Consider the following 24,600-nt stretch of genomic DNA (forward strand, 5'->3'; position numbering starts at 1 on the left):
ATTTAATATTTATCACGTGATTGTATTTTCCTGTGCGTCTGCTTCCGCTAAACCTCTTGCTGCAAATTACCGAACATTGTATCGTTGCGCCGCGCCTGCAAAATCAGGCGTCGGGATTAGCCTCCTGAAGATCCTCACTGACGATACAATATTTGTGTGTCGCGCACGGTCTCATCTCAATGGTGGGATCGGGCGGGGGCGTCGAAAGGCGCGCCAGTGTCAGTGAGGCTGGTAAGGCTAACCCCGTCCGGTTCCACCACCCGTGAGATTAGCCTCTCCAGTGGCTGGAATATTTATCACTCACTGGAGACGTCCTTATGGCGACTACTCTCACCTCTGAATGCAATTTACTTGCTGTTCCCTTTAGTGCCGCTACCGATTTCACCGATCTGGCGGAGTACTGCGATCGCGTTGCCACAACGCTCATCGAGTGCCGCGATCCGGCGCTGAAAACGGCGCTCTGTGGCAGGCTTAATACCTGTCTTGCACTGTTGCGGCCCACGCTGAACGAGCCGATCCCACCACATCTGATTGACGGGTTTATTACGAATGATCTTCCCGATGTTTCACCCGGTTTTGAGCCTGATGCAGGATCACTCTGCGATTACTGCCTGGCGCTGACGCAGATACTGAACGGCCACGCGCTGCTGCCGGAAACCGAAACCACGCTGACCGGGCTGCTGTGCGAACTGGTCTGGTATTTTGCCGCCGATCTGAACGCCCCACGCTGGATACGTACTGCTGACGGCATACAGGTTATCGACGGGAGGCCAGCATGATGCAACCCGACTGGCACCCCGCCGATATTATCGCGGGCCTGAGAAAAAAGGGAACATCGCTGGCTGAGGTTTCCCGCAGGGCCGGGCTGGCGTCTTCCACGCTGGCAAATGCGCTGACCCGCTCCAGGCCGCGCGGCGAAAACTGATTGCGGATGCGCTGGAAACATCACCGGAAATTATCTGGCCGTCCGGATACATCGATGATCGGGGCAACCGTACCGGAAGACTCATGCAAAAACGCCGATCCTGATGGCTGAACCGTCAGGCGCACTGTTACAGTAAAACCAGACTCTCCCGGCGCGCTGCCTGCTTTTGCTGGCAGCGCGCCGGGAGAAGACAAGCGAAGCGCGGCAGTTTTTCCGTCACCAGGTAAGCAAACAATCTTTTAAACCCGGAAACAGTTTTTCCTTCCTGCACCAGAAATAATGGCGCAGTCTCCCGCCTGCAACAAACTGCCTCCGGGCAGTCCCTTTGTCGCTTCACGTCTGAAAGAAGCGCCTGGCTTCGCCAGCATGGCATCCTTTACCGGCGTTGATCTCTGAAAACGCCGGGGATGCAAAAATACCTGCATCTGAGACTGACGTACATATACACCATCACTGCACCAGATACCCGGCTTTACGGGCTGACACTCTGGCTTTGCCGGGTTTTATCTTCTGCTGACAACCAGCGCCTTACATTGACGGGCTGCGGCCTGCATTGCCGTCAGGCTTTGCTGCCGCGTGACCGTCACCCTGCACCAGAAACGCAACGTTTACCCCCTGCACCAGACGAGGCGTCACTTTGGTCGCGCCAGCGACAGGGCAAAGTGACGCCGCACAACTCACCGCCGCAAGCCGCGCCAGTTCTGGCCTGCGCCATATTTCCGCCGCCTGACATGCCCTTTGGGGCCGCTGTCAGCCCAGAGTAAGAGGAGAAAAAGATCGATACCGAGGGGGGCACGACGCCCCGGAGAATTTCCTGTTTCGGCAGGCAGTCTGTACCGCGTACAGCCTGAAACTCCCTAAACCTTAACAAACTGCCACTCCGGCGTGAAGGTATCGTTCTGGCGCAGCCAAAAAGCACACGCCGGAGACAGTTTGTTTTTGTTGCAGGGGTTGTCATGAGCAAATTAAGCAGTGAAATGAAGGCGCTGGCGAAGAAAGCGGGCGGCAGCTTCAAAACGGTGAATGACCGTATCCATATTACAAAACGGTTCAGTGAACATTTACGGGCGCTGAATATCCAGATCCAGCGGGTGGAGCAGATCAAGGTTCGCCATATCGAATGCTACATTGAGGAACGGCTGGAGCATCCACGCCTGACCAATAAGGCGCTGGGGCTGTCGGGCGCTTCACGCAACGGCACGCGCCGCGCCATCACGCCGGAACATTACCAGCAGGTGATGGAGAAAGCCCGCGCTGAGGATGCGGGGCTGGCTGCGGCGCTGGAGATTGCGCGGCTGATGGGGTTACGCTCGCAGGAGGCGGTACAGAGTTCGCAGTCGCTGAAAACGTGGCTGAAAGCCATTTCCCGTGGCGAAACCCGGCTGAAAGTGGTGTTTGGCACCAAAGGCGGGCGTCCACGTTATACGACGATCCTGGACGCTGGCGCAGTCAGGAAATCGGTGGAAAACGCATTACCGATCGCCAGACAGCGCAATGGCAGGCTGATCGACAAGCCAGACCTTAAAACGGCGCTGGAGAGCTGGCACAAACAGGCCATTAAGGCGGGGCTGAAGGGGGAATTTTCCCCGCACTCCCTGCGTTATGCGTGGGCGCAGGACGCGATCCACCATTATCTGGCGCAGGGATTCAGCGAGAAGGAATCGCTGGCGCTGACGGCGACGGATCTGGGCCACGGCGACGGTCGCGGTCGCTGGGTGAAACAGGTGTACGGCTACCGCTGGAAGGAGGAATAACGGCTTTCATGAATTGCGCAAAATAGTACGTTACTGCGTAACGACAGCGATTTATCGTACCCTCTGTACCGGATCTGGCGCAGGGGGAAGTGGGTTTGCATTGTGAAAATATCGTTACGGCATGACGAATAAATATCAACAGATCGGATTTTCCTGCTGAACCAATGTGGCTTGCCGGAATATTATAGTGATTACCCGGTAATCACTCGAAACGATCGCGATTAATAGCTGGTGTTTCAATCGTTTTTACCGATGTTACAGGACAGGGAAATTTTAAAATGTAAATTCACCGGGGCATCACATTAATTCTGGCGCAGGATTATATCTGAATAATTCTCTCTGTGTTTTCCTGCATCCTGTGACATATATTGTATGATCACAGATTGTCTCATAATTTTATAAAAAATGCTGCGACAGTTTTTGACACCATAACCTGCTACATATAGATTAACAATCTTCGGTGCTTCATGTTGTTTTTTGCGCTCTGTGATCGTTATCCGGTGGTGAGAATACAATCTGGTACAGACTGTCATGGTGCATTTCTGAATAAACTGGTTGCACCAGAAAGGGAAAGGGTCATAAAGGTTAAGGGGCGATAAGGGTAACAGCGCCTGACCGGAAAGGGCCGAAAACCAAAGGGCCAGAAACTGGCGCACTCCCGAATAGGTAAAGTGGCGGGACACTGGTGCAGATAACCGATTATCCGGGGCTGGTGCAGATTATTTTGTCTCTGCATGTCTGGTACAGTTTTAATGTGTTTCAGAAAGGACTGCCTGTTATTTTGTGGCGCAACTTCTGGAATATATATTAATCGGTATCTCCGTGAAAAAATTGCTTATTGATAGATTTTCATCTTCCATGATTAACACGTTAATCACGGAAGTCAGTTACCTATTGATGGGTTATATATTGATAGGTTTTCACCCAAAATTATTCACCAGCGAATAATTTTGGGCGCTTCCCAATTAATAATAATAAAAACAGCGGCAATATCTCTCAATACAAAAAAGGCAGATCCCGATCAATCAGGATCTGCTTTTCCATTTTAATAATTTACGTTATTTTTGACTCAGGCTGCCTTATGCTGCCGCGCATAAATATACGGTGCAACATATCCCTCACGGCTCACATCCAGATAATCCGACCACCACTGCATCATTTCTATTCGCGCTTCCAGATGCTCGGCCTTATGCACATACGCCGCCCGCACGCCGTTGCGCTCCTTGTGGCTCATCTGCCGCTCGATAGCGTCCTTTGACCACAGCCCCGACTCGTTCAGGGCGCTACAGGCCATCGTTCTGAAACCGTGACCGCAAACCTCCGCTTTGGTGTCATAGCCAATTACCCGCAACGCCTTGTTAATGGTATTTTCGCTCATCGGCTTCTCCAGCGAATGTGCACCCGGAAAAACGAAAACCGACTCGCCAGTGATCGCCTTAATCCGCTTCAGTAACTCCACCGCCTGCGCGGACAGCGGCACCAGATGCTCATCCTTCATCTTTGCGCCACGCTCCGAAAACCGCACGCCCTTCACCGCTTCACGCTTTGCTGGCACCGTCCAGATATGGGCTTTCAGATTGAACTCATCCCAGCGGGCAAGCCGCAGCTCGCTGGAGCGCAGAAACACGTGCAGATTCAGCTCCAGCGCCAGCCGGGTCAGTTCCCGGCCTTTATAACCATCCATCTTCTCCAGCAACTCCGGCAGGCGTTTCAGGGGCAGGGCGGGGTGATGCTGGGTCACAACCGGGGTCACGACGCCATCCAAATCATAAGCCGGGTTATATTTGATAATCCCCTGCTGCACGGCGTGGCGCATGATTTTGGTCAGATGCTGGCGCACCCGCCCGGCAACGTCATGCACGCCTTTATCGTCAATGGCTTTCACAAGCTGCGCCAGATGCCGGGTCTCAATCTTCGCAATATCCATCGCGCCGATATCGGGGAAAACATAGCGTTTCAGGCAGGTAAGAATTTTATCAGCGTGATTTTCCGACCAGAGCTTCAGGCAACTGGTATGCCACGCGGTGGCGATAAACTGAAACGTCCGGGAGGCGTCAACGGTTTCGGATTTGCGTAACTGAGAAGGGTTAACGCGGGATGCCAGCAGCTTACGCGCCGCATCGCGTTTTTCGCGGGCTTCTGCCAGCATAATCTGTGGATAGGGGCCAAAAGCCAGACGGCTTTCTTTGCCACCAAAGAAATAGCGAAAATACCACAGCTTAGAACCGCTGGTGGATACTGTCAGGTACAGACCTTGCGAGTCGGTGAGCTTGTAGGATTTTGCGAAGGGCTTTGCTGCGCGGATTTTACTATCAGTCAGGGCCATATGGGTCTCTTTAGTTCATCGAACTGAAAGACCCCAAATTTCCCGGATATATAGGAACAAATCAAAACATATCGGGAAAGATTTTTACGCTAACCTATTGAATTTCATACATATAGAGACTCATAGAGAAGCATAAAAAAGGAAAAGTGGTGCCCGGACTCGGAATCGAACCAAGGACACGGGGATTTTCAATCCCCTGCTCTACCGACTGAGCTATCCGGGCAACGAGGCGCATTAAACCTTATTCACCTCTCCGCGTCAACGTAATTTATAAATTTTGATGCGAATTGCGCAATATATCATCACCTTGCTGCATTTGCACGCGACTCAGGCGAAAAAGGCAGTCCACAAGGCGGAAATCGGCATCGCCAGTATCAGGGCCGGTAGCATATTCACCACGGCAAACATCTTGATACCGCAAATCCGCAGCCCGGTCGCCAGTAGCAGCATGCCGCCGACGGCGGTGAAGTCGGCCATCATCATCGGCGTGGTAAGCGGTAATAACAGCGACGCGCTGAACGCCAGTGCCAATTGGATCACCAGCATTGGCACCGCGATCGCCGAAACGGCAATGCCCAGCGTGCAGGCGAAGATCGTCGCGGTAAAGAAATCAAGAAACGCTTTGGCGATAAGAATCGACGCATCGCCGGTCATCCCTTCCCGCATCGCGCCGAAGATCCCCGTACCGCTGGCGCAAAACAGCACAATAATGGCGACGTAGCTTTGAATAAACGTCTCCTGATTATTGTGGCTCTTACTCTTGCGCGACAGCAGCGTCTTCAGCTTGCTGACGCCGTTGTTGATACCTTTCTCGAGCAGACAGAACTCGCCGATGAGTGTTCCCAGTAATGTCGCTAACACCATCACCGGAAGGTTCTCGCACTTCACTACCAGTAAGATGCCAATCCCAAGCGATGTCAGACCAAAAATAGAGGTCATGGAGCTGCGAATACGTTCCGGTAAACGCTGGCTGAGAAGTGCGCCGAGGATGCCGCCTAACAAGACGGCTCCGGCATTAATAAATGGCCCAATAACCACGCTGGCTCCTGTAAAATGATTCCTTCAGTATGAAGCTATTATGGCCTGGTTAATCGGTTCAGTGTGGGTTAAATCAACATTCGCGGCCCGAGGGTTTTCATCTTGCCCCTCCCGGTGAAAGGTGCCATGATTGCGCGATTTTTCTCCAGCCATGCCATTATCGCTAAGGCTGGTACTCCGTTAGGCCCCTGATGTTTCGCGGGGCAAGACTGAAAGTCTTGTCCTGGTTTCTCCTTTTCCGAAATGGGTTGTTGCGCCGATGAAATCACTGCATATTGCCGCCAGCGCGGAGCTGGTCTCTCAACTCTCCACCCACCGTCGCGTGGTGGCACTGGACAGTACCGACTTTACCGACGTCGCGGCAGTCGTCATAACCGTGATGGACAGCCGTAGTGGCATTCTGGCGCTGCTTAAGCGCACCGGGTTTAACCTGCCGGTCTTTTTGCTGGCGACTGAGGGGGTAGATGCCCCAGCGGGCGTTGATGCGGTGATCACCGGCAAAGCACAGGAGTGGCTGGAGCTGGAATCCGCTGCCTGTCGCTATGAAGAAAATCTACTGCCGCCGTTCTTCGATACGCTGAGCCAGTATGTCGAAATGGGGCACAGCACGTTCGCCTGCCCAGGCCATCAGCACGGCGAGTTTTTCAAAAAACACCCGGCGGGCCGCCAGTTCTATGATTTCTTCGGTGAGAACGTTTTTCGCGCCGATATGTGCAACGCCGATGTCAAACTGGGCGATTTACTGATCCACGAAGGCTCCGCGAAAGATGCGCAGAAATTCGCGGCAAAGGTATTCCATGCCGACAAAACCTATTTTGTACTTAATGGCACGTCGGCCGCGAATAAAGTCGTCACCAACGCACTGCTGACGCGCGGCGACCTGGTGCTGTTCGACCGCAACAATCACAAATCCAACCACCACGGCGCGCTGATTCAGGCCGGGGCGACGCCGGTCTATCTGGAAGCCGCACGTAACCCGTTCGGTTTTATCGGCGGGATTGACGAACATTGTTTTAATGATAGCTATCTGCGTGAGCTCATCCGCGACGTTGCGCCGGAAAAAGCGGAGGACGCGCGTCCCTTCCGCCTGGCGGTGATCCAGCTCGGCACCTACGACGGCACTATCTATAATGCGCGTCAGGTGGTGGATAAAATCGGTCATCTCTGCGACTACATTCTGTTTGATTCCGCGTGGGTCGGCTACGAGCAGTTTATCGATATGATGGCCGATACCTCTCCACTGCTGCTGGAACTTAACGAGAACGATCCGGGTATTTTCGTCACCCAATCGGTGCACAAGCAGCAGGCCGGATTCTCCCAGACCTCGCAGATCCACAAAAAAGATAACCACATTCGTGGTCAGGCGCGTTTTTGCCCGCACAAGCGGCTGAATAATGCCTTCATGCTTCACGCCTCAACCAGCCCGTTCTATCCGCTGTTTGCCGCGCTGGATATCAACGCCAAAATTCATGAAGGTGAAAGCGGGCGTCGTTTGTGGGCAGAATGCGTTGAGCTGGGGATCGACGCGCGTAAAGCGATCATTGCTAACTGCAAGATGATCCAACCCTTCGTGCCGCCAGAGGTGGATGGCCGCCCATGGCAGAGTTATTCGACTCAAACGCTTGCCAGCGATCGTAAGTTCTTCAGTTTTGCGCCAGGTGCGCGCTGGCACGGATTTGAAGGTTACGCGCAGGATCAGTACTTTGTTGACCCCTGCAAACTGCTGCTCACCACGCCGGGGATCGACGCCACGACCGGCGAATATACGGCGTTCGGGATCCCGGCGACCATTCTGGCGCACTACCTGCGCGAGAACGGTATCGTGCCCGAGAAGTGCGATCTCAATTCCATTTTATTCCTGCTGACGCCTGCCGAGAGCCGCGAGAAGCTGGCGCAACTGGTGGCGATGCTGGCCCAGTTTGAACAGCACATCGAAGACGACACGCCGCTGGCTGACGTACTGCCGACGATATTCAACAAATATCCGGTGCGTTATCGCGATTACACCCTTCGTGAACTGTGCCAGGAGATGCACAATCTTTATGTCAGCTTTGCCGTAAAAGATCTGCAAAAGGCGATGTTCCGCAAAGAGAGCCTGCCGAAGGTGGTGATGAACCCGCAGGATGCCAACCGTGAGTTTATTCGTGGCAACGTGGAACTGGTTCGCATCAGTGAAGCGCAAGGGCGGATTGCTGCGGAAGGCGCGCTACCGTACCCGCCAGGCGTCCTCTGTGTGGTGCCTGGCGAAGTATGGGGTGGTGCGGTCCAACGTTACTTCCTGGCGCTGGAAGAGGGCGTAAACCTGCTGCCGGGCTTCTCACCGGAGTTGCAGGGGGTTTACAGCGAAACCGATGCCGATGGAATCGAGCGTTTATTTGGCTATATGTTGAAGTAATTGTGGGAGCGGCCTCTCAGGCCGCACTCCGCTTATACATCCTGCGCGGATGCCCAATCTTGCCGTACTGCATCTCAACGCTCAGAAAACCGTTATCCACGCCGTGTTCCAGATAGCGGCGTGCAGTGGTCTTACTCAACCCGGTCTCGCTCACCACCTCATCCACCGAGAAGCAGTACGCCGGTTGGTCATTAAACAGTTTTTGCACCCGCGCCAGCGTATTCTCTTCAATGCCCTTACTGCCGCCGTCCTGGCGATAATTTTTCGCCTGCAACTGATAGAGCGAGTCAACGTTCTGCTGATCAACTATCTTCCACACGCGCTGTTGCTCGTTAAACTGCACAAAGCGTTCCAGCGACTGGCTCAACCGCTTCCACGATACCGGCTTGAGAATATAGTCGAACGCCCCGTTGCGAATGGCCTGGCTGCAGGTGTCCATATCGCTGGCGGCGGTAATGAAAATTACCGAACAGTTGGCCCGCGCCACCAGGGGATTATTGATAAGCGTGATGCCTTTGCCATCCGGCAAATAGTTATCCAGCAAAACCAGCTGCGGCTGCTTTTCCGCAAGCTGCGTCTGCGCCTCGGCGAGCGATCCGGCGATCCCCACCAGGCGCAATCGCGGGTGCTTGCTAATCAGTTCCGCATGAAGCTGGGCCAGTTCGTTTTCATCTTCAACGATCAGTACATCGATAAGTTCATGTTGCATAATCAGTCTCTTCCTGCGCTGGCGTGGCGCGTCGTGCCTCTCCCCCTGCGGGGATGAAAAGAGAAAAAATGGCGCCGCGCGGCGTGTTATCCGCCACTTCTATTGCACCGCCTGCCTGAGTGACATAGCTTTCAATCAGGTAGAGGCCAATGCCATGGTCGCCGTGTTTTTTGGTCGTAATGCCGCGTTCAAAAATGCGTTCGCGCAGTTCAGGGGCGATGCCGACGCCCTGATCCGCCACTTCGATAATCAGCTCATGTTCAGTGAGTTTTATCAGCACTTCAACCGGCGAGTGCGGTAGCGCAGAGCGCTGGGTGGCTTCGATCGCGTTGTCCAGCAGGTTACCGATAATGGAAATCAGCTCCGTTTCGCTCAGCGTCGTGAAGGGCTTGTCCATCAGGCAGGCAGGATCAAACGCCAGCTTAACGCCTTTCTCACGTGCGCGTGCGGCTTTACCCAGCAGCAGCCCGCACAGGGTCGGCGAAGCAAAGCGTGAGGAGATAAAATCCAGCAGCTCCTGCGCGTGTTCAGACTGCGCCTGAATGTAGCTAATCGCTTCTTCATAGCGGCCCATATGCAGCAGGCCAGATAAGGTTGTCATGCGGTTAAGCTGTTCATGACGCATGATGCGCAGGTTATCGACATAGCGCTTCACCTGGCTAAGCTGCGCGCTCAGCGAGTCGATGTCGTTGCGATCGCGAAAAGTGATGACCCAGCCCTGAAGCTCGTTCTCAAGCATGATGCGTACCCGGCTGGCGATAACCATCGACTGATTAAAGTGGCAGATTTCGTCATGCGTATCGCGGGCGAGCATGGTTTCAGGGGCAAAAAACGGCACGGGCGAGATGACCTCGCTGATATGCTGCCCGCGCAGATGGCGCGTCGGCTGGCTCAGCGAAAGCAGCTTTCTCGCGGCCTGGTTAATCACCTCGATTCGGCAGTTTTTATCAATGGCGATAACGCCTTCGTAGATGGATTCCATCATCGCTTTTTGCTGACGCACCAGCAGGCCAATTTCGCGCGGCTCCAGCGAGAAAATCTGCTTTTTGATGCTGCGGGTGAAGAACCATGAAAAGATAAACAGGGCGATCAGCAGCAGCACGGCGGCCAGCAGAATATTAACGACTTTGTTCACCGTAATCGCGTCAAGGTAGCTGGTAAGGTACCCCACCGAAACAATCCCAACCACCTGACCGGCGTCATTCAGAATAGGCGCTTTGCTGCGTAAAGAGATCCCAAGCCCACCTTTGCGAATGGTGGTGGTACTTTTTCCGGCCAGCACCTCGGTGTTATCGCCGCCGACCAGTTCTTTTCCTACGCGGTCCTCAAACACCGAATGAAACAGATGCATTCCTTTATTATCACCAATTACAATAAAGCTGGCGTCACTGTGCGCGGCCAGTTTCTGCATATACGTTTTAATTGCGGCAATATCTTTATCGGCGACTTCCTGACGCAGTGAAGGAATAAGCGCAATCTCTTCTGCCTGTATTCTGGCGCGCCCGCTCATTTCCTGATAAAGCTGTCTTTCCATATCGACATAATAATAGCCACCCAATAATGCAAACAGCACCGAGAAAAAGGCTACCAGCGATATAAACAGTTTTATCTGGAATGACAACTTCATGACTATCACGCACGTTAGCAACTGGAACGCCTAATGTATCACCTTTTGTACGGGTGGCTTCTGTTTTTAGGGAAAGTTGTGAGCCTTTGCACATCCCCCCGAAGCTTTGCGAAAATAATTCATGCAGGAAAGTATTTATTCGCGATTTAATAAAAGAAACCATAAAAACCACGCTAATAAATAAGCGGTAAGTCACACAAAATAAAAGAAACCTTAAAAACCATAGATGCCATTAAAACTCTGGTTTTAATATGCATTCCCTCACATAAAGTATGCCTTCGTAGCCCTAAGCTGAACGTGAAAAATAACCAAGGGGCTTATTATGAGCACAACTGATGATTCTTTCTCTGTACCTCACGACCCAATAGATATGCAGCGCCCGGCGCTGAAAGAGCGCTGGTGGCACATTATGGATACGTGGAAAGTGGGTATTATCCCGCTGCCGCTGTTCTTACTGGCCGGTGTACTGATTGCCATCGACTGTTTAGGCGGCAAGCTGCCGAGCGATATTGTGGTGATGGTCGCCACCCTGGCGTTCTTTGGTTTTGCCTGTGGCGAATTTGGTAAACGCCTGCCTATCGTCGGCAAGCTGGGCGCGGCGGCGATTTGCGCCACCTTTATTCCGTCCGCGATGGTCTACTACGGGCTGCTGCCGGATGTCGTGGTCGAGTCCACCACCAAATTCTACAAATCGACCAACATTCTCTATCTCTATATCTGCTGCATTATCGTTGGCAGCATTATGAGCATGAACCGCACGGTGCTGATTCAGGGCTTCCTGCGCATCTTCTTCCCGATGCTGTGTGGCGAAATCGTCGGCATGATTGTGGGAATGGGCGTCGGCCTGGCGTTAGGGATGGAACCGTTTCAGATCTTCTTCTTTATCATTCTGCCGATTATGGCGGGCGGCGTCGGGGAAGGGGCGATCCCGCTTTCCATCGGTTATGCCACGCTGCTGCATATGGACCAGGGCGTTGCGCTGGGACGCGTTCTGCCGATGGTTATGCTCGGCGGCCTGACGGCGATTATTATCTCCGGTTGCCTTAACCAACTGGGTAAACGCTACCCGCATCTGACCGGTGAAGGCCAGTTGATGCCGAATCGCGCAAATGCAGATACCACCTCTTCACAGCCTGTTGTCTCTGGCAAAACGGATGTCACCACCATTGCGTCTGGCGCATTGCTGGCGGTGCTGCTCTACATGATTGGCATGCTCGGCCACAAGCTGATTGGCCTGCCTGCGCCGGTTGGCATGTTGTTTGTCGCGGTGCTGGTCAAGCTGTGTAACGGGGCGTCTCCGCGCCTGCTGGAAGGCTCGCAGGTGGTGTACAAGTTCTTCCAGACTTCCGTTACGTATCCGATTCTCTTCGCTGTTGGTGTGGCCATTACCCCATGGCAGGAATTGGTTAACGCATTCACTATCAGCAACCTGCTGGTGATTGTCAGCACCGTCTCTGCGCTGGTTGCCACAGGCTTCTTCGTCGGTAAAAAAATCGGTATGCACCCCATTGATGTCGCCATCGTCTCCTGCTGCCAGAGCGGCCAGGGCGGTACCGGCGACGTGGCGATTCTGACCGCAGGCAACCGCATGAGCCTGATGCCATTCGCCCAGATTGCCACGCGTATCGGCGGCGCGATTAACGTCTCCGTCTCGCTGCTGGTACTCGGCAACTTCCTTGTTTAATTGATGTACGCAGGAAAAGAACAATGAAACTCGCAAGCTTTACATATCAGGGTAATCGCAGCTACGGCATCGTCAATGCCGAAGGTGTGGTGGATTTAGGTCGCCGTCTTGGCGACCGCTACAGCGACCTCAAGGCGCTGTTACAGGGCGATGGTTTAACTCAGGCCCGCCTGTTCGCCAATGAACCGGCCGATCTGAACATGGAGGCGATCACCTTCTTACCGGTGATTGAGCATCCGGAAAAGATCCTCTGTGTGGGCATGAACTACGCCGAAAAACGCAAAGAGTTTGACCAGCACAACCCGGCGCCCACGCTGTTCGTGCGTTTCCCGGATTCGCAAACCGGCCACAACTCGCCGGTACTGAAACCGCGCAGCTCCAATGAGTTCGATTACGAAGGTGAACTGGCGGTCATCATTGGTAAAGGTGGCGAAAATATTACCCGTGATGACGCGCTGAACCACGTGGCGGGTTACAGCTGCTATATGGACGGCTCGGCGCGCGACTGGCAGCACACCTGGTTTACCGCCGGGAAAAACTGGCGCCAGACCGGGGCTTTTGGCCCGTGGATGGCGACGGCTGACGAAATTCCTGACCCGCATCAACTGGCGATCCGCACCTGGCTCAATGGCCGCATGGTGCAGGAAGACAACACCAGCAGCATGATCCACAAAGTCGCCGAATTGATTGAGTACATCAGCACCTTCACCCGTTTAAGCCCGGGCGACGTGATCATCACCGGCTCACCTGGCGGCGTCGGTAAAAAGCGCAATCCGCCGCTGTTTATGCACGAAGGCGATCGCATTGAAGTCGAGATTGAACATATCGGTCACCTCAGCAATGTGATTATGGAAGCGCCAGCGCAGACGCTGACGGCAGCACACTAACCGGCAGGTGACAGGATGCAGTCGCAACCCGCAATCGACTTCAGGGTGACGGAAGTCGCTAAACACCCGGCACGTCTGATTCAGATCCGCCAGCTTCTGGCGGACAGCGGCCTGGGCATGGATGCCGACATCACGTTGTTTGTAGAAGCCTGGTCCGATTCGCAGCTGGTGGGCTGCGCGGGCCTTGCCGCTAACGTTATCAAATGTGTGGCGGTGGATAAGCAACTCCGCGGCGAAAACCTCAGCGCGAAGTTGCTGGCGGAAGTGGAAAACGTGGCCATGGAACGCGGTCACTTTCACCTCTTCCTGTGCACCCGCCCCTGCAATGCACAGCGGTTTCAGCACAGCGGCTTCTGGCCGATTGCGCAAAGCGGCAGTAATGCCGTGCTGATGGAAAACACGCCGCAGGGGATCGCTCGTTACTGTCGCTCGCTGCAACGTTATCGCCATGAAGGCGTGCGCACGGGTGCCATCGTCATGAACGCTAATCCATTCACGCTGGGGCATCGCCATTTGGTTGAACTGGCGGCATCGCGCTGCGACTGGCTGCATCTCTTTGTCGTACAAGAAGACGCGTCATTCTTCCCGTTTAGCGCCCGGCTGGCGATGGTGCGCGCAGGCGTAGCCCATCTGCCGAATGTCACGGTGCATGAAGGTTCGCAGTACATCATCTCCCGCGCCACGTTTCCGGCCTACTTTCTGAAAGAGACCGGCAAGGTGCAGCGCGCCTGGAGTGAAATCGACGCACTGATTTTCCGCGACCATATCGCCCCGGCGTTAGGGATCACCCACCGTTTTATCGGCTCTGAACCGTTTTGCGACGTCACGCGCCAGTACAACGAAACGCTGCATCAGTTGCTGGCGGGCCATATTGAGGTGGTGGAAGTGCCGCGTATCCGGGCAACCGGCAGCGCAATTTCCGCATCCGAAGTGCGCAGGTTATTAAAAACAGAACAGTTTTCCCGTATTCGGGAGATCGTACCAGAAACCACTTTCGCCCACCTGGAAGCGCATTACGGCGCGGTGGAAGTGGCGTAAACATTCAGGGAATACATCATGAAAATAGTAAGGGAGGCGCTGGCCGGTACGCAGGAGTCCAGCGACCTGATGGTGAAAATCACCCCCGCCGACGGCGAGCTGGAGATTGTCATCCACAGTGAAGTGATTAAACAGTTTGGCGAGCAGATCCGCCGGGTAGTTGACGAGACGTTACAGCGCATGGGCGTGGCGCAGGGGCTCATTATCATCGAAGACAAAGGCGCGCTGGATTGTGTCATCCGTGCCCGTTTGCAAAGTGCGCTCCTGCGCGCTGCCGATGAAAAAACCATCGCCTGGGAGGCGCTCTAATGAATAAACTTCGCCGCAGTATGCTGTTTTTACCCGGCGCAAACGCCGCCATGCTCTCTACCGCATTCATCTACCGCCCCGACTCCATCATGTTCGACCTGGAAGACGCCGTGGCGCTGCGTGAGAAAGACACCGCGCGCCTGCTGGTGTTCCATGCTCTGCAACACCCGATGTATCAGGATATCGAAACCGTGGTGCGTATTAACCCGCTGAGTACGCCGTTTGGCCTGGCGGATCTCGAAGCGGTGGTACGTGCGGGCGTTGATGTCATTCGCCTGCCAAAAACCGATACCCCGGAAGATATCTTCGAACTCGAAGGCCACCTTGAGCGCATTGAGCGTGAATGCGGGCGCGAAGTGGGCTCCACGGGCGTGATGGCGGCGATTGAATCTGCCGTGGGCGTTATCAATGCCGTGGCGATTGCCCGCAGCTCCCCGCGTCTGATTGGTATCGCACTGGCGGCGTTCGACTACGTGATGGATATGCAAACCGAGCGCAGCGACGGCACCGAGTTGTTCTACGCGCGTTGCGCCGTCCTGCATGCGGCCCGTGCCGCAGGGATCGATGCGTTCGACGTGGTGTGGTCAGACGTCAATGACGAAGCCGGTTTCCTGCGCGAAGTCGAACTGATCCGCAAAATGGGTTTCAACGGAAAATCGCTGATTAACCCACGCCAGATTGACCTGCTGCATAACGCCTATGCGCCAACGCAGCAGGAAGTGGACCACGCGCAGCGCGTGATTGAAGCGGCGGAAGAGGGCGAACGTAACGGCCTGGGCGTTGTGTCGCTCAACGGAAAAATGGTCGATGCACCGATTATTAACCACGCGCAGCGAGTGCTGGAACGCGCTGCCGCGTCCGGCGTGCGTCGTTAAGGACAGAAAAATGAATCAGACAGAACTTCTTCATGTGAATTTCCCGCATCTGCGGGCGTTAAAACCTTTTGATACCGCACACAGCGCCACGCCGTGGCTGGATAACCTGGAAACGAAACATCAACGCAAACTTTGCGACTCGCTGGAACAGGCGATTGAACGTAGCGGCCTGCGTGACGGCATGACCATCTCCTTCCACCATGCGTTCCGGGAAGGCGACCGGGTGATTAACACTGTGGTCGCTCTGCTGGCGAAAATGGGTTTTAAAAATCTGACCCTGGCCTCCAGTTCGCTGATGACCTGCAACGACGCGTTGATTGAGCACATCGAAAGTGGCGTGATTACGCGGATTTATACGTCCGGCATGCGCGGCAAACTGGCAGATGCCATCTCCCACGGTTTGATGGATGAGCCGGTACAAATCCACTCCCACGGGGGCCGCGTGAAGCTGCTTCAGGACGGTGAGCTGAATATCGACGTGGCATTTCTTGGCGTACCGTGCAGCGACGAATTCGGCAACGCCAACGGTACGCAGGGGAAATCGTGCTGCGGCTCGCTGGGCTATGCGATGGTGGATGCGCAGTATGCCCGTAAAGTGGTGCTGCTGACCGAAGAACTGGTGCCGTTCCCTAATATGCCGGCAAGCCTGGTGCAGGATCAGGTGGATTACATCGTGAAGGTGGAGAGCGTTGGCGACCCGGAGAAAATCAGCGTTGGGGCGGCGCGCGTGACCAGCAACCCGCGCGAACTGATGATTGCGCGTTATGCGGCGGATGTGATTGAGCACTCCGGCTACTTCCGTGATGGTTTCTCGATGCAAACCGGTTCCGGCGCGGCGGCGACCGCCTGCACACGCTTTATGGAAGAGAAAATGGAGCGCAGCGGCGTCAAAGCCAGTTTCGCGCTCGGCGGAATCACCGGCAGCCTGGTCGATCTTCACGAGAAAGGGCTGATTGGCAAACTGCTTGATACCCAGTGCTTCGACGGCCAGGCTGCAGCGTCGCTGGCGCGAAATCCGAATCACGTCGAAATCTCCACCAACGTTTACGCCAACCCAGGCAGTAAAGCCGCCTGCTGTGACCAACTGGATGTGGTGATTCTGAGCGCGCTGGAGATCGACGTCGATTTTAACGTCAACGTGATCACCGGTTCCGACGGCGTAATGCGCGGCGCATCCGGCGGACACTGCGACGTGGCGGCAGCGGCCAACCTCACCATTGTCGTTGCGCCGCTCCTGCGCAGCCGCATTCCAACGGTGGTGAAACGCGTGACAACCCGCTTAACGCCCGGCGAAAGCATTGATGTGCTGGTCACCGACCACGGCATCGCGGTGAATCCGGCACGCCCGGAAATTCGCGAGCGCCTGCTGGCGGCGGGGCTAAAAGTGGTGGATATCGACGACCTTTATCAACGCGCGATTTCTCTGACCGGCAACCCGAAACCGATTGAATTTACCGACAAAATTGTCGGCGTGATCCGCTATCGCGACGGCAGCGTGATTGACGTCGTCCGTCAGGTGAAGGAGTACGCATAATGGAAACGATGACGCCCGATGTTGAGGGCGTCAGTCTCGATGCGCTGTTGGCGGCAAAGGAGCGCCGCGCCGCGCGTCAGGCTGACTGGCTGCAACACTATCAACAATCGCTGATTTCGCTGACGCTGGTGACGCCCGGCGCGGTGAAAGACAGCATTCGCTATCGCAATACGATGGGCGTGGCGCTACAGGCCTGCGACCAGATGCTGTGGGGCAATGGCTGGAAGGTTCTCGACCGTCAGGTGCTGTGGCTGCCCACAGGCCCGGAAGCGCTATGGTGCGTTGCGCATCAGGCGCCGGAAATCAAAGCGCACTGTGCGGCGCTGGAGCAAACTCACCCGCTGGGGCGGTTGTGGGATTTGGATGTGATCTGCCCGCAAAACGGCCACGTAGGGCGCTTATCGCTGGGTTCCCATATGCGTCGTTGCCTGATTTGCGACGAAGCCGCGCACGCCTGCGCCCGCTCGCGCGCCCATCCGGTTGAAGAGGTTGTCGCCCGTGTGGAGGGTCTGATTGATGGCTGGTTTGCTCGCGACTAAACCCCGCGTCATCAACGTGGCGGCGCTGGCAGAAGAGGCGCTGTGGCAGGAGCTTGAGCTAACGCCGAAGCCAGGGCTGGTGGATAAAAACAATAACGGTTCGCATCGTGACATGGACCACGCGTTGTTTGTGCGAAGTATACAGGCCATCTCGCCGTGGTTTGCGCGCTTTGACGACGCGGGGCGTGAGTTTGCCCTGCGTACCGATAGCGAGCAGCTCGCCTTGCTGCGCCCCATCGGCATCGCCTGCGAACAGGCTATGCTGCGCGCAACCCACGGGGTAAACACGCATAAAGGCGGTATTTTCGCATTAGGCCTGCTGTGCTTTGCCGCCGGACGTCTGGCGGAAAAAGGGAGCCAGATTAATGCATTGTCGCTTTCTTCGCAGGTAAGCGGGTTATGCCAGGGAATGGTTCAGCGGGAATTAGCCAGCCGCCAGAGTAGAGCAACAGCAGGTGAAAAACAGTTCCATCAGTTCGGCCTGACCGGCGCGCGCGGCGAGGCTGAAAGCGGGTTTGCGACGGTGATGCGCCATGTGTTGCCTTACTGGAACCCGCGCGCGATGCATGAAATGCTGCTGCGTTTGATGAAGGTGAATCCCGACAGCAATCTGGTGTCCAGGGGCGGAATGGCAGGGATGCGCTATGTACAAAACTATTCGCAACAACTGTTAGCACGAGGCTGGCAGCACAATGATCTGGTTGAAATGGATAAACAACTGATTGCCCGCAATTTAAGCCCGGGTGGAAGCGCGGACTTATTATCGGTGGCGTGGGTGCTGGGCGGATGTAAATATTAACCCCTTCCGAAAAAAGGAAGGGGTTAATGAAGACTAAAATTACTTACGACGATAACTCTTCTGCGCTGTATTCACCTTATACAGATAGCGACGCGATTCCGCGGACGGATGACGCGTGGTCAGGGTGGTATACACATCGCCCGGCGCCATGCTGTTAATGATTTGCGCAGCCTGGATCTTATCGTTCGAGAAGACCCGCAGCACGCTGCCCGCGCCGCCGTTATAGGCGGTGATCACCGCATAACGCCGCGATGTTGGGTTATCGATACCCGCAAGGTACACATTGCCCAGCATTGCCAGATACGCGGTACCCGTATCAATATTGCTGGCCGGGTCGAACAGGAAGCTGCGGCTCGGCGTGCCCGATTTACCCTGCGAGCGGAACACATCTTTCCCGGCGCTGTGCTGCACCACCTGCATCAGACCCAGCGCATCGGAACGGCTGACGGCGTACGGGTTGAAAGAGGACTCGGTCTGCATAATCGCCAGGATAAGCGACTCATCGACGCCATATTTACGCGACGCCTGACGCACCATATTGATGTACTTGTGCGCACGCTTGTCGAGGTGGTTTGGCACCAGATTAATGGTGATGCTGTAGATCATTCGAATGCCGTTGCTGCGGCTTTTCATCCGCGTTTGCAGCAGATAATCGGCAAACCGCGCCGCACGCCACTCCCAGCGAATCGCCTCGCCGGTGTTATCCACAACCTGTCCATAAAGGAACGGTTCTTTGGAAATTTGGATATCGTTGGCGTCGGAGTAGAGGTCGATAGAACCGGGATCGTCGCCCATCAGCAGCGTCTGGATAATTGCCTGACGCAGATGTGCCGCCGGTTCAGTGCCGGAGATAGTCTCGACGGTAATGGTACCTTCGTCGAAGTTGATGTGGCTACGGGTCTGGTAGCCGTCGGTGTATTTAACGTAGTCCTTCGGGCCTGCGATAAGAACTTCGTTAAATCCCCAAATGTTTTCAATGTTATGGGCAAATTGCCCCATCAGAATATCAAAACCGTTGGTGTCCTTAACCCAGGCTTCATTATAGGTATCACCTTTTTTGGAGCCTGAGCAGGAGATAAGCAACGGCGCAATCAGAGCCAGTGCAAATAATTTTTTCATCATTCCGGGAGCGCGTGTTGTGTTGGGCTAAAGGGCCTGAGGGCCCTTATTGTTTTTCTGGCGGAGTGTAGCCTTCGATGTGCACATCTTTACCTTCAAACAGGAAATTCACCATTTCCTCTTCCAGAAGTTTGCGATGTTCCGGGTTCATCATGCTCAGTTTTTTCTCGTTGATGAGCATGGTTTGCTTGTGCTGCCACTGCTTCCACGCCTCTTTGGAGATCTCGTTATAAATACGCTTGCCCAGCTCGCCTGGGTAGAGCTGAAAATCCTGACCTTCAGCGTCGCGCTGCAGGAAAGTACAAAAAATCGTTCTGCTCATGATAAATCCTCTTTGTTCACTGACGCTTACGCTAATGCGCCAGCGCGTAACTGCTGCAACAACCGCTCCACGGGGGCCGCCAGTCCAACGGACGGTGGCTGGGCTAAGTTATACCAGAGAGCGCTGCCTTCATCCATGCAAGAGGTGAATGAGGACACGGGAAGCCACATTGGCACAATATCCAGATGGAAATGGCTGAATGTGTGGCGAAACGCGGTTAATTGCGTGAGTTTCTCTGCACTTATCTGTCGTGTTGCCAGCCACTCGCGAAGCGCCGCTTCATCTTCAAACTGTGGGAAACAGTACAGCCCGCCCCACAAACCGCTCGGTGGACGCTGCGCCAGCATCACCTCGTCACCCTGTTGCACCATAAGGAAATAACCGGTGCGTTCAGGTAACGTCTGCTTCGGTTTTTTACCCGGATATTGCGCCCAGCTATGGTTTGCGTACGCCACACAGCCAGTGTTGAGCGGGCAAAGCTCGCACTTCGGTTTCGAGCGCGTACAGACCATCGCGCCTAAATCCATCATCGCCTGGTTAAACCGTTCCACGCCTTTCGCGGGCGTGACTTGCTCGCTGATATCCCACAGTTTTTTCTCAACCTCTTTCTTACCGGGCCAGCCGCTTACAGCATAGCAGCGCGCCAGCACGCGTTTAACATTTCCATCAAGAATAGGAAAATGCTGTCCTAAAGAGAGAGAAAGAATCGCCCCCGCCGTGGAGCGCCCGACGCCGGGCAGCGCGGCAACCTCTTCAAAGGTTTCCGGGAAGCGCCCGTTATGCAGCGTCGCCACCTGCTGCGCGGCTTTATGCAGATTACGCGCGCGGGCGTAATAGCCGAGGCCGGTCCACAGATGCAGCACTTCATCCAGTGGCGCATTGGCTAAATCGGTGATCGTGGGGAAACGCGCCATAAAGCGTTCAAAATAGGGAATGACGGTGGCCACCTGGGTTTGTTGCAACATCACTTCAGAGAGCCATACTTTGTAAGGCGTCTTGTTAAGTTGCCAGGGCAGGGTTTTACGCCCGTATTTGTCGTACCACTCCAGCACCTGGGCCGAAAATTGAGACGCTTGTAGGGTCAAAGCAGGGTTTCCGATATCGCACTATTTGGGTGGCAGATTGCAGCACAGCGGCACTATGGTGTAAACAGGAACTTTCCGGTGCTTGCATCCGGCAACTAACTTTGGATAATGCCGGTTTCCCGAACACTCTCACAAGCAGACAATACTTTTATGAAGAACGACGTCATTTCACCGGAATTTGATGAAAACGGCCGCCCGCTGCGCCGAATTCGCAGCTTTGTGCGTCGCCAGGGGCGACTGACCAAAGGGCAGGAACACGCATTAGAAAACTACTGGCCGGTGATGGGCGTTGAATTCAGCGAAGATCCTGTCGACTTTGCCACGCTGTTTGGCCGCGAAGCGCCAACCACGCTGGAAATCGGTTTTGGCATGGGCGCATCGCTGGTGGCGATGGCGAAAGCGAATCCGCATCAGAACTTCCTCGGCATTGAGGTTCACTCGCCGGGTGTTGGTGCCTGCCTGGCAACCGCGCATGAAGAGGGCGTAGAAAACCTGCGCGTGATGTGCCACGACGCGGTGGAAGTGCTGCACAAAATGATCCCTGACAATTCTTTAACCATGGTTCAGCTCTTTTTCCCTGACCCGTGGCACAAAGCGCGTCATAATAAACGCCGTATCGTTCAGGTACCGTTTGCTGAACTGGTGAAGAGCAAGCTCAAACTGGGCGGTGTTTTCCATATGGCGACCGACTGGGAAGCCTACGCGGAGCATATGCTGGAAGTGATGTCTTCCATTGAAGGGTATAAAAACCGCTCAGAAACGAACGACTATGTACCGCGTCCGGAATCACGTCCGGTAACCAAATTTGAACAACGTGGCCATCGTCTTGGTCACGGCGTATGGGACTTAATGTTCGAGAGGGTGAAATAATGGCAAAGAATCGTAGCCGTCGTTTGCGTAAAAAAATGCACATCGATGAGTTTCAGGAAATTGGCTTCTCTGTAGCGTGGCGTTTCCCGGAAGGCACCAGCGAAGAGCAGATCGACCAGACGGTTGATAAGTTCATTGAAGAGGTGATCGAGCCGAACAAGCTGGCGTTTGACGGCAGCGGCTATCTGGCCTGGGAAGGTCTGATTTGCACCCAGGAAATCGGCAAATGCACCGAAGACCATCAGGCTCAGGTGCGTAAATGGCTGGAAGACCACAAATTCGAAGAAGTGCGCACCAGCGAACTTTTCGACGTTTGGTGGGACTAAATTAGCATCGGGGCCAGCACACGCTGGCCCGTTTTCTATCGAGGGATTTGTATGATGCGTCAAACGCTGCTGGCGGCGGCACTTTCGTTAACGGCATTATCCGCCCATGCGGATTACCAGTGCAGCGTCACCCCGCGTGATGATGTGATCCTGAGCCCGCAAACGGTGCAGGTTAAAGGCGAGAATGGCAATCTGGTCATCACCCCCGACGGTGGCGTGACCTTTAACGGCAAACAGTATTCCCTGAACGCTGCACAGCGCGAACAGGCAAAAGATTATCAAACCGAACTGCGCAGCGCGCTGCCGTGGATCGATGAAGGCGCGAGAACGCGCGTTGAAAAAGGCCGTGTTGCGCTGGACAAAATCATCGCCAAAGAAGTGGGCGAGAGCAGCAACATGCGCAGCCGTCTGACCAAGCTGGATGCCCAGCTTAAAGCGCAGATGAACCGTATTATCGAGCATCGTACCGATGGCCTGACGTTCCACTATAAAGCGATTGATGAAGTCCGCGCTGACGGCCAGAACCTGGTGAACCAGGCAATGGGCGGTATCTTGCAGGACAGCATCAACGAAATGGGCGCGAAAGCCGTGCTGAAAGGCGGCGGTAACCCGTTACAGGGCGTACTGGGTAGCCTGGGCGGCCTGCAAACCTCTATTCAGAATGAATGGAAAAACCAGGAAGCGGATTTCAAAGCGTTCGGTAAGGATGTCTGCGGGCGCGTGATTGCGCTTGAGGACAGCCGTAAGGCGCTGGTGGGGACGCTGAAGTAGTGCGCGCTGACCCCCTCACCCTAACCCTCTCCCCGAAGGGGAGAGGGGATAGACGGTGCGGTTTTTGACTTTCTCCCTCGCCCTTTTAGGGAGAGGGCCGGGGTGAGGGTAAAAGCGTTTGCAGGGTATCGAATATATTTCTCAATACAGCCTCTTCGTCATAATTAAGCTCATTATTCCAGAAACGTAAAACTGTCCATCCCTTCAATGCCAGCCATTCCGTTCTTTGTTGATCATATGCTTCTTGCTGTAGATGTTGTCCTCCATCAAGTTCAATTGCCAGCCTTGCCTCACAGCAGGCAAAATCAAGTATGTAGTTGCCAACCACGTGCTGACGTCGAAATTTGTAGCGGGAAAACCGCCGCCCCCTCAACAAATACCAAAGCCGCAGCTCTTCTCTCGTTTGCTGGCCCCGTAACGTTTTTGCATATTCCCGCCGTTTCTCCATACCTTCATGTTGCCACCACGGGCAACAGTCGTCAGATCTCATAATCAAAACTGGAACCCGTCTTCCAGAGCACTTTCAGATTCTGTTTATCCTCCCATCGCGGACGAGTTTCGTATGATGATGTCCTTACTCACTAAAAGGATTTAATCGATGAAACTTGCCTGGAAAACGGCGGCGTTGCTGCTGTGGTGCTTTTCACTTCACGCGCTGGCTGCCGACAACACGCCTACAGATGACGTTATCAAACAACAGTTCGCCAAAGAGTCCGGTGGGATGTTGCGTCTGGACTCGTTCACCTTGCGCCAGCTTGATGCCGTGGGAAATCAGGCGACGTATCAGGTGGATGGTGATATGTCCTCTACCGACAATCTGTACACTATTGTCGAGGGCGCTGGCGATTATCTCTTTTATGAAAGGACGTGGACAAAAGGGCAGCCCGTTAAATTTTCCGCCATGATGCAGGCCGTGGGGACGAAAGACTCCGGCTGGAAAACGACCTTCTTTTCTATGCAAACCGCGGCGAAGAATGTCGGCAGACCGTTTGAAGCGGGAGAAGATCGCAGCAAAATGCTGGTGGTTAACGACGCTCATTTCATGACCGAGCTTGGTAAGGTTGAAGCTGACTTTGCACGAAGGAAAGCGACGGCGGATAAAGACCTTGCACAGCAAAAGGTGCTGAAGCAGAAAATTGCTGCTCTCGACGAGAAAATTAGCCTTTCGTGGGGAAAAGATGCCAACGGTAAACCACTCGATCGCAGTGCTGTACAGCAAGAAAAACTGGAAAAAATGTACGCTGTGGATCGTGAAAACGATCCGCTAAAATTCGAAAATCGCTACCTCGAAACCATCTACGAGCCCGCGCTTGCGGCGTGTCAGCAAAAGCTTTCCTGCGATGCAACGCCACTTTACGACGCTCGCGACAAAGCTTTTGCCGAGCATCGCAACGCGTACTATACAAAACATACGCAAATGGCCGGCAAAATTCGCGAGGATATGGCAGCGCTGGATAATAATGTCGCGCCGTTGCGCAAAGAGCAGGGTGAGCTTCGCAAGCAACTGGTTGCACTGGAGGTCAGTACCCACGAATTCACGCGTGATTATAAGTGGTGGCGAGAAGCGCTCGAAAAAATGAAAAAAGAGGGCATTATCCAGTAATCAAAACGTTGTGGTGCAAAAGAGCGCCCTTCCATCAACGGCACGCATCAGTGCCGTTTTGATAG

Annotated in this window: 24 protein-coding genes, 1 tRNA gene and 1 pseudogene; 16 read left to right on the top strand and 10 right to left on the bottom strand. The window is 54.5% G+C overall.

The window, feature by feature from the left end; translation table 11 throughout:
* The first annotated feature begins 317 nt into the window (after positions 1–317).
* Positions 318–779 (top strand): hypothetical protein, encoded by a 462-nt coding sequence (locus G163CM_RS21735; protein ID WP_000246270.1) that lies wholly within the window; start codon positions 318–320, stop codon positions 777–779.
* Positions 776–1,029 (top strand): annotated as a pseudogene (locus G163CM_RS21740) (helix-turn-helix domain-containing protein). The gene G163CM_RS21735 and the pseudogene G163CM_RS21740 overlap by 4 nt, the downstream one beginning before the upstream one ends.
* A gap of 424 nt (positions 1,030–1,453) precedes the next feature.
* Here the strand turns inward: G163CM_RS21740 and G163CM_RS21745 are convergent.
* Positions 1,454–1,606: a hypothetical protein gene (locus G163CM_RS21745; protein ID WP_231826257.1), complete on the bottom strand. Its 153-nt coding sequence runs from the start codon at positions 1,604–1,606 to the stop codon at positions 1,454–1,456.
* Between the two features lie 275 nt (positions 1,607–1,881).
* Here G163CM_RS21745 and G163CM_RS21750 point away from each other — a divergent pair, with 275 nt between their 5' ends.
* Positions 1,882–2,679 carry an integrase domain-containing protein gene (locus G163CM_RS21750; RefSeq protein ID WP_231826258.1) on the top strand — a complete coding sequence of 266 codons (798 nt, stop codon included), beginning with the start codon at positions 1,882–1,884 and terminating at the stop codon, positions 2,677–2,679.
* A 1,069-nt stretch (positions 2,680–3,748) separates the two neighbouring features.
* Here the strand turns inward: G163CM_RS21750 and G163CM_RS21755 are convergent.
* From G163CM_RS21755 to G163CM_RS21765, 3 genes are all read right to left on the bottom strand, one after another.
* Positions 3,749–5,005, bottom strand: a complete 1,257-nt coding sequence (locus G163CM_RS21755) for a tyrosine-type recombinase/integrase (RefSeq protein ID WP_231826259.1) — start codon at positions 5,003–5,005, stop codon at positions 3,749–3,751.
* A gap of 147 nt (positions 5,006–5,152) precedes the next feature.
* A tRNA-Phe gene (locus G163CM_RS21760) sits at positions 5,153–5,228 on the bottom strand.
* A gap of 104 nt (positions 5,229–5,332) precedes the next feature.
* Positions 5,333–6,043 (bottom strand): DUF554 domain-containing protein, encoded by a 711-nt coding sequence (locus tag G163CM_RS21765; protein WP_231826260.1) that lies wholly within the window; start codon positions 6,041–6,043, stop codon positions 5,333–5,335.
* Positions 6,044–6,302: 259 nt separating this feature from the next.
* Here G163CM_RS21765 and G163CM_RS21770 point away from each other — a divergent pair, with 259 nt between their 5' ends.
* Positions 6,303–8,438, top strand: coding sequence for an ornithine decarboxylase (locus G163CM_RS21770; RefSeq protein ID WP_231826261.1), 2,136 nt, complete (start codon positions 6,303–6,305; stop codon positions 8,436–8,438).
* Positions 8,439–8,454: 16 nt separating this feature from the next.
* Here the strand turns inward: G163CM_RS21770 and G163CM_RS21775 are convergent, their stop codons facing one another.
* Entirely contained in the window at positions 8,455–9,147 is a 693-nt protein-coding gene (locus tag G163CM_RS21775) for a response regulator (RefSeq protein WP_231826262.1), read from the bottom strand.
* Complete coding sequence (locus tag G163CM_RS21780; RefSeq protein WP_231826263.1) at positions 9,137–10,774, bottom strand: ATP-binding protein; 1,638 nt, start codon at positions 10,772–10,774, stop codon at positions 9,137–9,139. Before G163CM_RS21780 ends, G163CM_RS21775 begins: the two co-directional genes overlap by 11 nt.
* Positions 10,775–11,096: 322 nt before the next feature.
* Between G163CM_RS21780 and G163CM_RS21785 the strand changes: the two genes are divergently transcribed.
* The 8 genes from G163CM_RS21785 to citG are packed head-to-tail and all read left to right on the top strand — an operon-like array spanning position 11,097 to position 18,439.
* Positions 11,097–12,458 carry a 2-hydroxycarboxylate transporter family protein gene (locus tag G163CM_RS21785; RefSeq protein WP_015963044.1) on the top strand — a complete coding sequence of 454 codons (1,362 nt, stop codon included), beginning with the start codon at positions 11,097–11,099 and terminating at the stop codon, positions 12,456–12,458.
* A gap of 23 nt (positions 12,459–12,481) precedes the next feature.
* Positions 12,482–13,345: a fumarylacetoacetate hydrolase family protein gene (locus tag G163CM_RS21790; protein ID WP_015963045.1), complete on the top strand. Its 864-nt coding sequence runs from the start codon at positions 12,482–12,484 to the stop codon at positions 13,343–13,345.
* Positions 13,346–13,360: 15 nt separating this feature from the next.
* Complete coding sequence (gene citC, locus G163CM_RS21795; protein WP_231826264.1) at positions 13,361–14,383, top strand: [citrate (pro-3S)-lyase] ligase; 1,023 nt, start codon at positions 13,361–13,363, stop codon at positions 14,381–14,383.
* An 18-nt stretch (positions 14,384–14,401) separates the two neighbouring features.
* On the top strand, positions 14,402–14,692 hold the full coding sequence (gene citD / locus G163CM_RS21800; RefSeq protein WP_231826265.1) for a citrate lyase acyl carrier protein: 291 nt from the start codon (positions 14,402–14,404) through the stop codon (positions 14,690–14,692).
* Complete coding sequence (gene citE, locus G163CM_RS21805; protein ID WP_231826266.1) at positions 14,692–15,567, top strand: citrate (pro-3S)-lyase subunit beta; 876 nt, start codon at positions 14,692–14,694, stop codon at positions 15,565–15,567. The genes citD and citE overlap by 1 nt, the downstream gene beginning before the upstream one ends.
* A gap of 10 nt (positions 15,568–15,577) precedes the next feature.
* Complete coding sequence (gene citF, locus G163CM_RS21810) at positions 15,578–17,101, top strand: citrate lyase subunit alpha (RefSeq protein WP_231826267.1); 1,524 nt, start codon at positions 15,578–15,580, stop codon at positions 17,099–17,101.
* Entirely contained in the window at positions 17,101–17,640 is a 540-nt protein-coding gene (citX, locus tag G163CM_RS21815) for a citrate lyase holo-[acyl-carrier protein] synthase (RefSeq protein WP_231826268.1), read from the top strand. Before citF ends, citX begins: the two co-directional genes overlap by 1 nt.
* The gene (citG, locus tag G163CM_RS21820) at positions 17,618–18,439 is read left to right on the top strand and encodes a triphosphoribosyl-dephospho-CoA synthase CitG (RefSeq protein WP_231826269.1); all 822 of its coding nucleotides are present in this window, start codon (positions 17,618–17,620) and stop codon (positions 18,437–18,439) included. The genes citX and citG overlap by 23 nt, the downstream gene beginning before the upstream one ends.
* 39 nt (positions 18,440–18,478) lie before the next feature.
* Here citG and mltC read toward each other — a convergent pair whose 3' ends face one another.
* The 3 genes from mltC to mutY are packed head-to-tail and all read right to left on the bottom strand — an operon-like array spanning position 18,479 to position 20,965.
* A complete protein-coding gene (mltC, locus tag G163CM_RS21825; protein WP_015963052.1) occupies positions 18,479–19,558 on the bottom strand; it encodes a membrane-bound lytic murein transglycosylase MltC in 1,080 nt (359 codons plus the stop codon).
* 46 nt (positions 19,559–19,604) lie between these two features.
* Positions 19,605–19,880 (bottom strand): oxidative damage protection protein, encoded by a 276-nt coding sequence (locus G163CM_RS21830; protein WP_015963053.1) that lies wholly within the window; start codon positions 19,878–19,880, stop codon positions 19,605–19,607.
* 26 nt (positions 19,881–19,906) lie between these two features.
* Positions 19,907–20,965: an A/G-specific adenine glycosylase gene (mutY, locus tag G163CM_RS21835; protein ID WP_231826270.1), complete on the bottom strand. Its 1,059-nt coding sequence runs from the start codon at positions 20,963–20,965 to the stop codon at positions 19,907–19,909.
* Between the two features lie 150 nt (positions 20,966–21,115).
* On the opposite strand from mutY, the gene trmB reads away from it, so the two are divergent.
* Genes trmB through G163CM_RS21850 form a run of 3 tightly spaced genes read left to right on the top strand, consistent with a single transcriptional unit; the run spans position 21,116 to position 22,932 of the window.
* On the top strand, positions 21,116–21,835 hold the full coding sequence (gene trmB / locus G163CM_RS21840; protein ID WP_015963055.1) for a tRNA (guanosine(46)-N7)-methyltransferase TrmB: 720 nt from the start codon (positions 21,116–21,118) through the stop codon (positions 21,833–21,835).
* Positions 21,835–22,161 carry a YggL family protein gene (locus G163CM_RS21845; RefSeq protein WP_015963056.1) on the top strand — a complete coding sequence of 109 codons (327 nt, stop codon included), beginning with the start codon at positions 21,835–21,837 and terminating at the stop codon, positions 22,159–22,161. Before trmB ends, G163CM_RS21845 begins: the two co-directional genes overlap by 1 nt.
* Before the next feature lie 51 nt (positions 22,162–22,212).
* On the top strand, positions 22,213–22,932 hold the full coding sequence (locus G163CM_RS21850) for a YggN family protein (RefSeq protein WP_149463238.1): 720 nt from the start codon (positions 22,213–22,215) through the stop codon (positions 22,930–22,932).
* An 85-nt stretch (positions 22,933–23,017) separates the two neighbouring features.
* On the opposite strand, the gene G163CM_RS21855 is transcribed toward G163CM_RS21850, so the two are convergent.
* Positions 23,018–23,380, bottom strand: a complete 363-nt coding sequence (locus G163CM_RS21855) for an endonuclease domain-containing protein (RefSeq protein ID WP_231826271.1) — start codon at positions 23,378–23,380, stop codon at positions 23,018–23,020.
* Positions 23,381–23,530: 150 nt separating this feature from the next.
* On the opposite strand from G163CM_RS21855, the gene G163CM_RS21860 reads away from it, so the two are divergent.
* Positions 23,531–24,535 carry a DUF1202 family protein gene (locus G163CM_RS21860; RefSeq protein WP_231826272.1) on the top strand — a complete coding sequence of 335 codons (1,005 nt, stop codon included), beginning with the start codon at positions 23,531–23,533 and terminating at the stop codon, positions 24,533–24,535.
* Positions 24,536–24,600 lie beyond the last annotated feature (65 nt).

Origin of the sequence: Pseudocitrobacter corydidari (assembly GCF_021172065.1) — a bacterium.
GTDB classification, from domain to species: domain Bacteria; phylum Pseudomonadota; class Gammaproteobacteria; order Enterobacterales; family Enterobacteriaceae; genus Pseudocitrobacter; species Pseudocitrobacter corydidari.

Bases quoted from the DNA above. Each gene is read 5' to 3' on its own strand.
- G163CM_RS21735 (WP_000246270.1), top strand. From the start codon at position 318: ATGGCGACTACTCTCACCTCTGAATGCAATTTACTTGCTGTTCCCTTT.
- G163CM_RS21750 (WP_231826258.1), top strand. From the start codon at position 1,882: ATGAGCAAATTAAGCAGTGAAATGAAGGCGCTGGCGAAGAAAGCGGGC.
- G163CM_RS21755 (WP_231826259.1), bottom strand. From the start codon at position 5,005: ATGGCCCTGACTGATAGTAAAATCCGCGCAGCAAAGCCCTTCGCAAAA.
- G163CM_RS21770 (WP_231826261.1), top strand. From the start codon at position 6,303: ATGAAATCACTGCATATTGCCGCCAGCGCGGAGCTGGTCTCTCAACTC.
- G163CM_RS21775 (WP_231826262.1), bottom strand. From the start codon at position 9,147: ATGCAACATGAACTTATCGATGTACTGATCGTTGAAGATGAAAACGAA.
- G163CM_RS21780 (WP_231826263.1), bottom strand. From the start codon at position 10,774: ATGAAGTTGTCATTCCAGATAAAACTGTTTATATCGCTGGTAGCCTTT.
- G163CM_RS21785 (WP_015963044.1), top strand. From the start codon at position 11,097: ATGAGCACAACTGATGATTCTTTCTCTGTACCTCACGACCCAATAGAT.
- G163CM_RS21790 (WP_015963045.1), top strand. From the start codon at position 12,482: ATGAAACTCGCAAGCTTTACATATCAGGGTAATCGCAGCTACGGCATC.
- citC (WP_231826264.1), top strand. From the start codon at position 13,361: ATGCAGTCGCAACCCGCAATCGACTTCAGGGTGACGGAAGTCGCTAAA.
- citD (WP_231826265.1), top strand. From the start codon at position 14,402: ATGAAAATAGTAAGGGAGGCGCTGGCCGGTACGCAGGAGTCCAGCGAC.
- citE (WP_231826266.1), top strand. From the start codon at position 14,692: ATGAATAAACTTCGCCGCAGTATGCTGTTTTTACCCGGCGCAAACGCC.
- citF (WP_231826267.1), top strand. From the start codon at position 15,578: ATGAATCAGACAGAACTTCTTCATGTGAATTTCCCGCATCTGCGGGCG.
- citX (WP_231826268.1), top strand. From the start codon at position 17,101: ATGGAAACGATGACGCCCGATGTTGAGGGCGTCAGTCTCGATGCGCTG.
- citG (WP_231826269.1), top strand. From the start codon at position 17,618: ATGGCTGGTTTGCTCGCGACTAAACCCCGCGTCATCAACGTGGCGGCG.
- mltC (WP_015963052.1), bottom strand. From the start codon at position 19,558: ATGAAAAAATTATTTGCACTGGCTCTGATTGCGCCGTTGCTTATCTCC.
- G163CM_RS21830 (WP_015963053.1), bottom strand. From the start codon at position 19,880: ATGAGCAGAACGATTTTTTGTACTTTCCTGCAGCGCGACGCTGAAGGT.
- trmB (WP_015963055.1), top strand. From the start codon at position 21,116: ATGAAGAACGACGTCATTTCACCGGAATTTGATGAAAACGGCCGCCCG.
- G163CM_RS21845 (WP_015963056.1), top strand. From the start codon at position 21,835: ATGGCAAAGAATCGTAGCCGTCGTTTGCGTAAAAAAATGCACATCGAT.
- G163CM_RS21850 (WP_149463238.1), top strand. From the start codon at position 22,213: ATGATGCGTCAAACGCTGCTGGCGGCGGCACTTTCGTTAACGGCATTA.
- G163CM_RS21855 (WP_231826271.1), bottom strand. From the start codon at position 23,380: ATGGAGAAACGGCGGGAATATGCAAAAACGTTACGGGGCCAGCAAACG.
- G163CM_RS21860 (WP_231826272.1), top strand. From the start codon at position 23,531: ATGAAACTTGCCTGGAAAACGGCGGCGTTGCTGCTGTGGTGCTTTTCA.